We start from the raw sequence: 236 nt of genomic DNA, 5'->3' as shown, positions 1-236 counted from the left end.
TGTCTGCGCTCGGCAAACGCAAGCTGCGTTTCGGGAGCGCTATCTATGGCGATTTCGATGCGCTCTATGGCAAGCAACTCGTTGTGGCGATCATCTGCGAAGATCTGCCGGAGGTGGAGAATAGGATCGAGCTGGACGAAACACGACAGGATCGTTTCGGAGATCCGGGCATCAAGGTTCACTACAAGCTGCACGAAAATACGAAAAAGATGATGGTGCACGGCATGACCCGCGGG

Annotated in this window: 1 pseudogene; it reads left to right on the top strand. The window is 54.7% G+C overall.

Annotated features, from left to right (window positions below):
- A pseudogene (locus tag AF337_RS18345) lies at positions 1-236 on the top strand (choline dehydrogenase); the annotation flags it as partial.

It is taken from the genome of Rhizobium ecuadorense, from assembly GCF_001187535.1.
GTDB lineage: Bacteria > Pseudomonadota > Alphaproteobacteria > Rhizobiales > Rhizobiaceae > Rhizobium > Rhizobium ecuadorense.
Note: the sequence above shows the minus strand (reverse complement) of the source record. Positions and strands in the feature narration are given on the sequence as shown.